This window comes from Fibrisoma limi BUZ 3, assembly GCF_000296815.2.
Classification (GTDB): Bacteria; Bacteroidota; Bacteroidia; order Cytophagales; family Spirosomataceae; genus Fibrisoma; species Fibrisoma limi.
The window spans coordinates 197,630-209,099 of the sequence record NZ_CAIT01000010.1 but is presented as its reverse complement, the minus strand read 5'-3'; the positions used below and the strand labels follow the sequence as shown (position 1 = coordinate 209,099).

Annotated in this window: 9 protein-coding genes; 4 read left to right on the top strand and 5 right to left on the bottom strand. The window is 52.7% G+C overall.

Annotated features, from left to right (window positions below; translation table 11 throughout):
* Positions 1-10: 10 nt before the first annotated feature.
* A complete protein-coding gene (locus BN8_RS28935) occupies positions 11-1,408 on the bottom strand; it encodes an APC family permease (RefSeq protein ID WP_009285505.1) in 1,398 nt (465 codons plus the stop codon).
* A 254-nt stretch (positions 1,409-1,662) separates the two neighbouring features.
* Between BN8_RS28935 and BN8_RS28930 the strand changes: the two genes are divergently transcribed.
* Positions 1,663-2,262, top strand: coding sequence for a hypothetical protein (locus tag BN8_RS28930; protein WP_040007021.1), 600 nt, complete (start codon positions 1,663-1,665; stop codon positions 2,260-2,262).
* 91 nt (positions 2,263-2,353) lie between these two features.
* Here the strand turns inward: BN8_RS28930 and BN8_RS28925 are convergent, their stop codons facing one another.
* Positions 2,354-5,323 (bottom strand): carboxypeptidase-like regulatory domain-containing protein, encoded by a 2,970-nt coding sequence (locus BN8_RS28925; protein ID WP_229368441.1) that lies wholly within the window; start codon positions 5,321-5,323, stop codon positions 2,354-2,356.
* 416 nt (positions 5,324-5,739) lie between these two features.
* Between BN8_RS28925 and BN8_RS28920 the strand changes: the two genes are divergently transcribed.
* Entirely contained in the window at positions 5,740-7,089 is a 1,350-nt protein-coding gene (locus tag BN8_RS28920) for a Gfo/Idh/MocA family protein (protein WP_009285501.1), read from the top strand.
* Between the two features lie 20 nt (positions 7,090-7,109).
* Here the strand turns inward: BN8_RS28920 and BN8_RS28915 are convergent, their stop codons facing one another.
* Positions 7,110-8,111: an FAD:protein FMN transferase gene (locus BN8_RS28915; RefSeq protein WP_040007016.1), complete on the bottom strand. Its 1,002-nt coding sequence runs from the start codon at positions 8,109-8,111 to the stop codon at positions 7,110-7,112.
* 44 nt (positions 8,112-8,155) lie between these two features.
* On the opposite strand from BN8_RS28915, the gene BN8_RS28910 reads away from it, so the two are divergent.
* Positions 8,156-8,353 (top strand): hypothetical protein, encoded by a 198-nt coding sequence (locus BN8_RS28910; RefSeq protein ID WP_009285499.1) that lies wholly within the window; start codon positions 8,156-8,158, stop codon positions 8,351-8,353.
* A 94-nt stretch (positions 8,354-8,447) separates the two neighbouring features.
* Here BN8_RS28910 and aroC read toward each other — a convergent pair whose 3' ends face one another.
* Both aroC and BN8_RS28900 read right to left on the bottom strand, forming a co-directional pair.
* On the bottom strand, positions 8,448-9,569 hold the full coding sequence (aroC, locus tag BN8_RS28905) for a chorismate synthase (RefSeq protein ID WP_009285498.1): 1,122 nt from the start codon (positions 9,567-9,569) through the stop codon (positions 8,448-8,450).
* Positions 9,570-9,635: 66 nt separating this feature from the next.
* Positions 9,636-11,096: a BatD family protein gene (locus BN8_RS28900; protein WP_009285497.1), complete on the bottom strand. Its 1,461-nt coding sequence runs from the start codon at positions 11,094-11,096 to the stop codon at positions 9,636-9,638.
* A 122-nt stretch (positions 11,097-11,218) separates the two neighbouring features.
* Here BN8_RS28900 and BN8_RS28895 point away from each other — a divergent pair, with 122 nt between their 5' ends.
* On the top strand, positions 11,219-11,422 hold the full coding sequence (locus tag BN8_RS28895; protein WP_040007114.1) for a hypothetical protein: 204 nt from the start codon (positions 11,219-11,221) through the stop codon (positions 11,420-11,422).
* Positions 11,423-11,470: the final 48 nt, after the last annotated feature.

The following is an 11,470-nucleotide window of genomic DNA, read 5'->3' as shown; positions in this document are numbered from 1 at the left end:
TATTAAGAGACTACCGCTCAAAAGGCCATTGCTTCTGCACAACGGCCGACACCAGAAAGGCGACAATACCCAGGGCGCTTACCAGCAATCCGGAAAGCATAAATTCCAGACCGGTCGAGATGAAAATAAACGCCCACACACCGATGGCCAGCAACACCGGCAACGGATACAGCGGCATCCGGAAGGGAAACGTAATAGCCGCGCCACCGGCCCGGCGTCGTTGACGTAGTCGCAATAATCCGACGGCTTGCCCAATAAACTGAACCAGAATCCGCATCGCCAGAATGGCCGTAATGACATCGCCCAGGCGAAACAACAGGCTGAATGCGAAGCCAAGTCCACCCAGTACTAACAGCGATACGTAGGGAAACTGCCGGGTTGGATGCAGCCGGGCAAAGATGCGGAAGAAACGCCCATCGGCGGCTGCGGCATACGGCACCCGCGAGTACCCCAGCAAGACCGCAAACAGCGAGGAGAACGCCACTACCAGCACCAGAACGGTGGCCAGCCGGGCGGCTTCAGGCCCGTAGAGTGTTTCGACAAACGTACTGACAATGAACTCGCTCTGCTGCGCCTGCTGCCAGGGTACCACGCTCACTACGCTGATGTTCATCAGCAGATACAGTACCGCAATGCCAACGATGGAGATAAACATACTGGCCGGAATATTTCGCGCTGGCTGACGAATCTCTCCCCCAAGGTGGCAGACGTTGTAGTAGCCCAGGTAGCAGTAGATCGTCTTGACCGACGCTTGTCCAAGACCAGCGGCCAGCAACCCACCACTGACTGACCCCATCGACGTAACCACTTCGCCGACCGGGATTCGGGCATTGGTCAACCCCCCGACGATGATCCAGCCCAGCGTCAGTAGCACCGCGCCCCACATCACCAGCCCAATCCGGCCGATTGAATCGATTTTGCGGTACAGCAGCGCAATAATGACCAATACTACCCCACCCGAGACGAGTTTACGCTGCCAGTCGTCGAGCGGAAGCAGGTAGGATGCGTACTGCGAAAAGCCAATCGCCCCCGACGCCAGCACTAAAGGTGCCTGAATCATGGTTTGCCAGACGTACAGAAACGACATGAGTCGTCCCCATTTCCGTTCGCCATACGCTATTTTCAGGAAGTTGTAGCTACCACCGGCCTGGGGGAAAGCAGCCCCCAGTTCGGCCCAGACAAAGGCATCGATCAGGGATACTACCGCACCCAGCACCCAGGCCCATAGAAACTGCGGTCCGCCGATAGTTTTAATCACCAGCGGCAGCACCACAAATGGCCCGATTCCAACCATATCGATCATGTTGAGTGCGGTGCCCTGCAGCAGACTCAACCGACGCGGTAGGGAGGCCTCCGGTGAGGTATCGGATGGATCAGTAGATTGGCTGGAAGATGTAGAGTTGGTCAATCGCGTAAAATGTCAATGCCAGTTACGTTACTCAGGGGTTGGTTATCAAAGGATAGAAACCCGCTAAAAGTTCGTGAAAACTGCATTTTACCGATTAATTACCTTGCTGGTGTTTGCTGCACCAGAATCCATGAAACCACGTGACGAATTGCCCCTCTGGAAAGGTGAATAAGTAGCGGCTTATTTTTGAAACAAACTCTATAGACATGGGTTATTAATCCAGTAATCAATAAATGAAAAGAAGTACTTACGTTATGAAAAAGGCATTTGTTTTAGGGATGATTCTGACCATCGGTGTTGGCACAGCAACAATGGCTCAGACAAAAGGACAGCAACGAAGTACGAATGGAATATCGTCAAAAGGTGATGAAACCAACACCAGTTCTGTAGAAGGCATGCAGCGCCGGGGTAGTGGTAAGATGTCGTCTGGCGCTACACGCAACGGCAACAGCAACCTGTCTCCAACGTCACCGACGAACACGCAGGGCAGTACTTCGACGGGATCGGCCAGCGTACCGTCGAATGGTGGAGCAAAGGGTACAGGAGTCAAAGCGCAAAGTAGCCCCACTCAGGCCAAGAGCACAAAAAACGGCACCGCTACCGATGGTGGCCTGACCAGCACGGGAACGCCTGACTACGGTACTAATGTCGATCAGAAATCAACGTCAGGTACGACGGGTGGTTCAAAGCGGCCGACGTCGACCAGCGAGGTTCGAAAAGAGGCCCAGACAAGCGATAAGAACGTATCAACCGGTTACCCACAACCAACAGGCAAGGGGAAACCCGGCACGCCTTCGGGCAATGCATCCGGAAAGAAAGGCAAAACCGGCAAAACTGAGAACTATCCAAATTAATTGGCGTGCTGTCTGATTGATGAGCACACCATAAGCAAAAAAGCCCGATTCAAACGTATTGAATCGGGCTTTTTGCTTGACACGCTGGCGCTTAGTTCAGCAGCTCATCGAACGTGAGCGAAATGTAGTACGTTGATCCGATATACGGATTGCCAAACGCCTGGAAATAAGGCTTACCGAACAGGTTGGTTCCGCCAACTTTTACGATCGATCTCAGGCTCGACAGCTTGTAATTAACCTGCGCATCGAAGTTGTTGATTGCCGGTACGATTGTGTTCGCGTACAAGGGTACACCCGCTTCCGACGGCTGGCCAAAGCCTTCCCAGGTAAACTCATCCTGATGACGGAACGTCAGGGCAAAACCAACTTTTGACGTAACAGTTGGCCGCTTGCTGAAGCTCAAATTCCAGCGGTACTCCGGCGTATTGAATCCTGAAGTTTGCAATTCAGGTGAGGGCGTGAAGTTGTTCAGCTTGTTGTTCGCAATATTTCCGGAAACGGCAAATCCTTTGGGAAGACTATAGTTCAGGCCCACTGCCCAACCCGAAGCGGTGATACGTTCACTACTGTTGGCCGGTGCCGAAAACACCCGGCGCGTGTTGCCACTTAATACACCCGATGCCAGCGGCAGCAAACCCGGCGCTGCTGAAGCCGTCGGCTGGATCAGAATGACCGATCCGATGAAGTTGGTATAAACGCTGTAATAGTAATACGCATCGATGAACAGCTTCTTGTTGATGATGCCCCGGTACCCAATTTCGTAGTTAGCGACCCGCTCCGGCTTAAACTCCTTGCGCTGGTAAGGTTTTAGATTGGCCAGATTCGCGTTTACCGCCAGCCCTTGCACAACCGTTGGCGCCTGAGCCTGCACAATGGCGGTAACCCCCTGCTGAATGGCTGTCTGGATAACTGTTGGGTTATTCGGAATTTGTCCGGCTGCTACACTAGCCGATACCGCGGCTGTAACCTGTGGTAGTACCTGTGCAGTAATCAAGTCAACAGCCTGCTTCTGTAGAGCGGGGTCTGCCGCCGACTGTAGCACCGCAGCCCCAAACGCAGCTACGTCGGGCCGGGAGTAGGAGTTCGACAGTTGATAGCGGTCGAAGAACTCCGGCAAGCCGCCGATCAGCCGGGCGTTTGGCGTCTGAAGATCGATGTACTGGTTCTGCGTCGTTGGAATCCGAAAACCGGTCTGGTACGACAACCGGATGTTGTGATCACCAAAGGTTGTCACGGCCGACACCCGGGGCGTGAACTGCCCTTTGAAGTTCTGGTTCTTGTCGTACCGTAGCGAACCCGTCAGTTTCAGATGATCGCTGAACAGTTGCTTGCTTACCTGAGCAAACCCGCCGTATTCGTTGATGTTGATGGTTCCATTACGTCCCTCCACCTGATCGGCAAAAAGCGTACCCTCCGAACGTAGTTGATACCTGCGGTAGTTGGCGCCAATCAGGACGTCCGCGAATTTGATTTCGTTTTTCAGGTTATACACCCCTTCGGCGTGGTACAGGTTCGACTTATCCAGAAACGCCCCACCCGGGTTTGTCGTATTCGATATAGAATTGGTTCTCACGGCTTCGTATAACCGGTTGTACGCTTCGGTACCGGGCACGGGCCGCCCCTGGTCGGCAACACCCCGAGCCGTCAGGTGTGCCTGATCTTCCGACTGCCCCGCCTGACGAGCCTGTGCGAACGCGCCAACGTATTGACCATACCAGACTGTGCTGGGTTTCCAGGCTTCATTCAGGAAGATGCTGGCCAGACCGGCCGTGTATGATTTACCCGATCGCTCCTGGGTTGTGTAGGCCCGAAGCGTAAAATTATCACCCCGCAGTTCGAGCTTGCCCTGCGTCAGGTTAAAGTCCCGCAGCGAATACCGGCCATTACCCGTATACACCGTCGTACCGAACCCGTAGTTGATCTGCCCGATGGCTTCAATTTTTTCCGTCAGCCGGTAGTGGACAGCACCGTTTAGTTTAAGGCTTTTGGTATTATAATCGACCAGATTCACCTCCGGATAGCCCGTGCGGCTAACGTTCCGGTTAGGCAAGAGGGCCAGCGCAGCAGACGGCAGTTGCCGGTTAGCCACCAGCGCCTGACCAACCGTAAGAATGTTGGCCTGGTTTTCGTCGCCGTATACGTTCATGCCGTCGTAGTTGATTGCCGTGCCCGGGCCCCGGTTAGGGTCAGCATTCCCCCCACCGTTCAGGTTGGTATAATTCGTTGCCTGCCAGTCTTTGGCTTTGATGTACGACAGGTTGACTTTGAAAGCCAGCTTGTTGTTAAACGCCTTGGCATACCGGATCGACGCATCGTAGAAGCCGGTTGTTGGCTCGGTACGATTGTCGGCGTGCATGATACCTGTCTTTACGTTTGCGCTGAGGCCCTGATATAGAAACGGACTTTTGCTGTTCAGCAGGATCAGGCCCTGAATCGCATTTGGTCCGTACAGCGCGGATGCCGCTCCCGGCAGAATCTCGACACTCTCTACGTCCTGCTCCGGAACGCCGACGATGTTGTCGATGGGGAAGTTCAGGCCCGGCGCGGAGTTGTCCATACCGTCGATGAGCTGCACCGTACGCGGGTTACCGTTGGCACCAAAGCCCCGCATGTTGATGGATTTGAACAGCAACCCCTGCGTCGAGATGTCGATCCCTTTGAAATTGGCTAACCCACTGTAGAAATCCGGGGCTGGTGTGTTCTGAATGGCCCGAAGGTCCATTTTTTCAACGGCTACCGGCGATTTCAGGACGCTTTCCTCGACCCGCGATGCCGACACCACAACTTCTTCACCGAGCGTGACCTGCTCTTTCATCGTGATAGTCAAGTCTGTGCGGTTCCCGTTAATAGGCAATTCCTGCGTTTGATAACCGACCGAAGAAACGACGATCGTGAACGGAGCTGGTGTATTGGTCGACAGAGAGAAATTTCCTTTAGAGTCGGTAATCGTGCCGATCACTTTGCCCTTCACCGTGATACTGACGCCCGCTAACTCCTCCTTTTTAAATTCGTCAATAACTTTACCAGCAATTCGAACTTGGGCAAAAACACTAACTGACATTACACAGAATAGCCAGACTAGTGGTAGAGAATACCTCATTGATGTACACATAGGTAAATGTAAGTGAATATAGTTAAGTAAACCTTTAGTATAGTTAGCACTAAAAATATAGATAATTCTGATTTTTGTACAAAAAAATCTTGACATTGATTAAAAAATCAACTCTTTACAACAAAGTTTTTTTATTAAGTGGCTGTTTAACAAAGTCTTAACGCACCACATTATACGTAAATTTTTATATGTAATACTTATTCCCACATCAGTACCTATGCGCTTATAAAAGCATGATCGACCTATAAGGTTTCATACACTAAGGCAGGATAGCTTCAGATAGTTAGCCAATAAATGGGTAGTAAATTAGACGGGACGCTGTCTTTTGTTAGTCAGCATTGTTTCTCAACTCATATTTTTTCTCCATGAACAACGACTTCGAACAATCCGGTCGGCGGGACTTCCTGAAGGCCTCCGGCCTGCTGACTGGTAGCGCTTTGCTGAGCAGCCTGCCTTTCGGATCTATGGCAGGTGGCTATCATCGATCAGTAGACGATACCATTAAAGTAGCACTCATTGGTTGCGGTGGACGCGGCACCGGCGCGGCTCAGCAGGCGTTAAGCACGAAGCAGAACGTGAAGATTGTAGCCCTGGCCGACGCCTTCCGCGACCGGCTTGATCAGGCCTACAAATCGCTGTCTGGACGTGGGGCCAAAGCCGCCGATGGCTCACCAAAAGTAGACGTACCCGAAGACCGGAAGTTTGTCGGGTTCGACGCCTACAAGCAAGCTATTCCGCTGGCCGACGTAGTGATTCTGGCAACACCGCCGGGCTTCCGCCCGAGCCACTTCGAGGAAGCCGTTCGGCAGGGTAAACACGTCTTCATGGAGAAGCCGGTTGCTACCGATGCACCCGGTGTCAGAAAAGTGCTGGCTGCGGCTGAAGAAGCCAAAAAGAAAAAACTGAACGTAGTGACCGGCCTGCAGCGTCGCTACCAACCCAGCTACCGCGAAATGATCAAGCGCATTCATGATGGTGCCTTAGGTGATATTGTTGGTGGACAGGTCTACTGGATTAGTGGTGGTGTCTGGCATAAACCTCGCCAGGCCAATCAATCTGAGATGGATTACCAGATGCGTAACTGGTATTATTTCAACTGGCTTTGTGGCGACCACATCAACGAGCAGCACGTTCATAACATCGACGTAGCCAACTGGGTGAAGCAGAGCTATCCGGTTTCCTGCCAGGGCACCGGCGGCCGGCAGGTACGGAACGGCAAGGACGATGGTGAAATTTTTGATCACCATATCGTCGATTTCGTGTACGCCGATGGCACAACCATCAATAGCCAGTGTAGACACTACGAAGGTACGTTTAGCCGCGTGGATGAACTGTTCCTTGGCACCAAAGGCAAGGTTGAAGGGATAGAAAAGAAAAGTAGCGCGTTGATGGGCTACAACGGACAACCCATTTACTCCTACGCGGCAAAACCGACTGACAATCCTTATCAGATCGAACACGACGAACTGTTTGAGGCCATTGCCAAAGGTGAATACAAATTTGCCGATGCCGAGCGGACTGCTAAAAGCACGATGACGGCCATTATGGGCCGGATGGCGACGTATTCGGGCAAAACTGTTAAGTGGGACGAAGCCCTGAATTCTCAGATTGACCTCTTCCCCGAAAAACTAGCGTGGGATGCCATGCCGAAGATATTGCCAGATAAAGACGGTATATATCCGATTGCGGTTCCCGGCAAGACCATCGCCGTGTAGAGACGCAACATATTGCGTCTCTACAACCGGAATTCGGCCGACTGCCACCTGCGCAGTCGGCCGTTTTTGTTTTCGAGGATATATAGCTGTACCCCTGGAAAGCGCTCAATCAACCGACGGCTTTTCCGCCAGCCCGCAACGCTGAATACTTTGGTCAACGCATCGGCCCGATAACCATCCGGGGCCAGGACCGTTGCCCGTACAAAGTGGCGTAAGCCCAGGCCACTTCGCGGATTCATGACGTGCGAATACCGACGACCTTCGTATTCGAGGTACCGGTACGTATCGCCGGAGGTGGTAATAGCCGCATTTTTGAGATTCACCGTTAACGTATCAGTATCGCCGGCTTTTCCTGAACTTACCTCCACTCGCCAGCCGTCTGGTTGGTCGGGGGGCGCATCGCCTGCCAGTACATCGCCCCCAATATCGATCAAAGCCGAACGGATACCGAAGCCACGTAGCACGATGAGCGCTTCATCAATGGCAAACCCCTGCCCGATACCGCCCACATCGAGCCGCATACGAGCCTGGCGTAACCGAACCGAACGCGTCACCGAATCCAGTTCGACGAATCGGTAGCCAACGGATTGTCGGGCTGTTCGACGCTCTCTGGGCGACGGAAACTCCTTTCGCCGAACGGCCCGACGCCATAAAAGCGACAACGGCCCAATAGTCGGATCAAAACGGCCCTTCGATAGTCGGGCGATACTGATTGATTTCCGTAGTACGTCGAAAAGTTCGGGCGAAACGCGCACCCATTGGCCCGAACCACTAGTGGCCGACAGCCGGTTAATTTCACTGCCATCCAGATAATCGCTCATGATCTGATTGAGCGAATCCATCCGGGCCGACACGGCCGCGTTGGCCCGGATGGCGGTCAGGCTGTCAGGCGCATAAAACGTTACGTTAAATTGCGTTCCCATCAGCCCTCGGTGAAAACTGTAGCGGTGCAGCAACGGCTGGGCGCTTCCAGTGAGCGCCCGACCTACTAACAAGAACAGAATAACAAAGCGGAGGGACAAAGCAGGGGCAATTTTGTTATCGTAACAGCTTACTGAACGAGATCATGACGATAAGAAACAAATATATTATCCTGGCAGCCGGGTTCTGGTTAGGCGGTATTATCCTGCTGCTGATCGGGTCAATGCTAAAAAGTCAGTCGTGGGCCGGTACGCTTTTCACAATCGGCATTCTGGGGCAGGCCGTCGGTTTTGGTCTCTTCGGCTTTGCCATCATGAAAGGCGCTTTTAACAAGAAAGAATGACCCTGTCTATCCATTCTGCCACAACTGAGCCGGAATACGAAACCCTTCTACGGCTACGCTGGTCATAGTTGCGGCCGACGCTCTGCTGACAAATTTACAATAATCCAGCCTCTTTTTCGGCGTGCTGAGCAGCTCCGGCAACCTGCGCTACCTTATTCCGCAAGTACATATCGGCCAGCACCAGCGCAGCCATGGCCTCCACGATCGGAACGGCGCGGGGCACAACGCAGGGGTCATGGCGTCCTTTGCCCGATACCGTAACCGGCTGCCCGTGCACATCCACGCTGTCCTGATCCTGCATAATGGTAGCCACCGGCTTGAACGCCACCCGGAAGTAAATGTCCTCCCCGTTGCTGATCCCGCCCTGGATACCACCCGAATGGTTGGTCTTGGTACGAACGCGCCCCTGGTCATCCGTATAGAACTCGTCGTTATGTTGCGAACCGTACAGTTCGACTCCCGCAAAACCGCTACCGTATTCAAATCCCTTAACAGCATTGATGCTGAGCATAGCCTTTCCCAGCTCAGCGTGCAGTTTATCAAACACGGGTTCTCCCCAGCCTACCGGCACACCCGTAATAACGCAGTCAACAACGCCACCGATGGAGTCGCCCCGCTTGCGGGTATCGTCGATGTATTGAAACATGCGTTCGGCCGTTTCAGGGTCGGGGCATCGTACGGCGTTTTCTTCGGCCAGAGCCAGGTTCAACGCCTGATACGGCTTTTGCAGCGTCAACGTTCCAACCTGCGAAACGTAGGCCTGAATCTGAACGCCCTGCTGCTGCAATAACAGCTTGGCCACGGCCCCGGCCGCCACCCGGGCGGCTGTTTCGCGAGCCGACGAACGGCCACCACCCCGGTAGTCGCGGGAGCCGTATTTTGCCTGATACGTATAATCGGCGTGCGACGGCCGAAATTGCTCAGCAATGTGCGAGTAGTCCTTGCTACGTTGGTCGGTATTGCGGATCAGCAGGGCGATGGGCGTTCCCTGGGTCTGCCCTTCGAATACCCCCGACAACACCTCAAACTCATCGGCTTCGCGACGCTGGGTCGTGATGCGCGACTGGCCTGGTTTCCGGCGATCGAGTTCTGTTTGGATAAATGCTGTATCGAAGGCAAGACCGGCCGGGCAGCCGTCAATCACTACGCCGATAGCCGGCCCGTGCGATTCGCCAAAGGTCGAGATTTTGAAGAGGGTTCCGTATGTACTACTCATAGCCGCAAGTATCGCAGAGAATCCAGTTAAACCTCAAAATTCGGTTAAATCCGCGTAAACTGTGGCTTATCTTCTAAAAAATACGACCAACATGCCCAACAACATCAATATAATCAATACGTTGGCAACGGCTCTGACCAACACAGCGCCGTTGATTGGCTGGTAGGAACTGTCCAGTTTATCGATACCAGCATAGATAGACACAGGTGTACTTACCCCTGGCGATACACTTATGGCCTGCTTCTCCATACCCGTATTAGCCGAAGCCACCGCTGCCGTTGCCGTTCCAACCTGCAACTGAATCCTTGAGTGCAAAGTATCGTACCGGGCGGTTCGAGGATTAAAGAAAACCCACTGGAATCGGTCGGCCAGCGGCAGTGGACCATTCTCGCGTGGAATCAGAAAGTACGTGAATTGCTTACGACCCGTCACGCGCCCACCATCACGACTAATCACCTGGCGTTCTTTGGGCGGAAAAATATCAACAGCAGCACTTGCCTGGTCGGTAACTGCTGCCGGTGCCTGGAGCGTAGCGATGTTTCCTTCACCTTCTATCGCGAAGCTATACCGAATGCTCTTTCCAATGCTTACCCGTGTGCGCTCAACGGATTCGACCAGCTGATACGTACCGACGGGTACCTGGCCACGTAGCGGATGGGGTGGCAGCGGCCGAACGTTTACGGTAAGCGGCTTGCTGGTAAACACAACCGTTTCTGGCTGCGCTAATGGAGGTCCAACTTTGGGGCGGGGCCGGGCCAGCCACAAAGATACGGCCGGCAATCGGAGCGGCTGGGCCGACAACGGGAAGTAGATAGCCTGGTACAATAGATATTCCCTGAACTTACGTCCGGCCACAGTCACGGGTATAGGGTTCAGTTCATTAATTCCGACGTTTTCTTCCCAGGCATTAGCGGGCCGAATTTTTTTTAGAATCGTTTGTAGCTGCCGATCAAGCGCCCTGAAACTCAGCTCCAGTTCGTAGGGGTAATCATCGGCTACGTAGAACGCAAGCGAAAGGGCCACCCCTTCGCCCGCGTAGATAGACGACCGCGAAGCTTTCAGATTAAGAAAAGCTGAACCGTTCGGGGGAGTAGCTGGCGTAACGAGTGTAGTCGCTCCGGGCCCGCTGGCTACCGCAGCCGTAGGCCGTACGATCAGCGTTGCACCCTCCGACCGGGCTACAAATCCATTGACGGTTACTGAGAAAGGCGGCAATTTATACCGCCCGGGCAATTTTGCCTGATAAGTTTGCGTGACTACTTGATTTACAACCGTTTTATTCTCAACTTCCGACGATGTAAAGCTCGCAGAAGTTCCTCGTTTTACGAAGCCCGGTATGTCCGGAAAGTTAATTGTGGGCCTGTTTTCGCTGTTTGGCGCAATCACCGAAATAGTGAAGGGCCGTTCGATCGAAAAAGAAGTTTGACTTAATTCGATAGTTACAAGATTCTCAGTACTTTGTCCAAAAGCGACCGAAATACAACAAAAAAATAATACAAGAAATTTGCGGAATACTTCTAATAACATCACTATATTTGAACAACAATTGCATTTACATGCCGTTATGGCTTTGGGGTGCGATTGATAACGTAACGTTCAACCAAATTAATAAATCCATAGGCTTTTTAACCAAAAAATTAGATGTGAGTATGGCCTCAATGCTGGAATACATTAAGACAATCCTTCAGAAGGTGAGTTTTGATAAGGCCCTGTTTGAAAAAGAGTTGAGAAAAGCCATCGCCATGCTGGTTCCTGAGGAAATTAAACAACTCAAGACCTGGTGTTATGCACAGTTTGGTAAGATTTATCGTGTTGTGCTGAACCGCTGCTTTTCGCGGGTACGGTTTTCCTGATGTAAACGCTCCTTAGCGATACAGGCCTCCGGCAAAACCGGAGGCTTT

What these genes read in the sequence shown, in the direction of transcription:
- aroC (WP_009285498.1), bottom strand. Translation starts at nt 9,569, where the DNA reads ATGAGTAGTACATACGGAACCCTCTTCAAAATCTCGACCTTTGGCGAA.
- BN8_RS28900 (WP_009285497.1), bottom strand. Translation starts at nt 11,096, where the DNA reads ATGTTATTAGAAGTATTCCGCAAATTTCTTGTATTATTTTTTTGTTGT.
- BN8_RS28925 (WP_229368441.1), bottom strand. Translation starts at nt 5,323, where the DNA reads ATGTCAGTTAGTGTTTTTGCCCAAGTTCGAATTGCTGGTAAAGTTATT.
- BN8_RS28895 (WP_040007114.1), top strand. Translation starts at nt 11,219, where the DNA reads ATGGCCTCAATGCTGGAATACATTAAGACAATCCTTCAGAAGGTGAGT.
- BN8_RS28920 (WP_009285501.1), top strand. Translation starts at nt 5,740, where the DNA reads ATGAACAACGACTTCGAACAATCCGGTCGGCGGGACTTCCTGAAGGCC.
- BN8_RS28930 (WP_040007021.1), top strand. Translation starts at nt 1,663, where the DNA reads ATGAAAAAGGCATTTGTTTTAGGGATGATTCTGACCATCGGTGTTGGC.
- BN8_RS28910 (WP_009285499.1), top strand. Translation starts at nt 8,156, where the DNA reads ATGACGATAAGAAACAAATATATTATCCTGGCAGCCGGGTTCTGGTTA.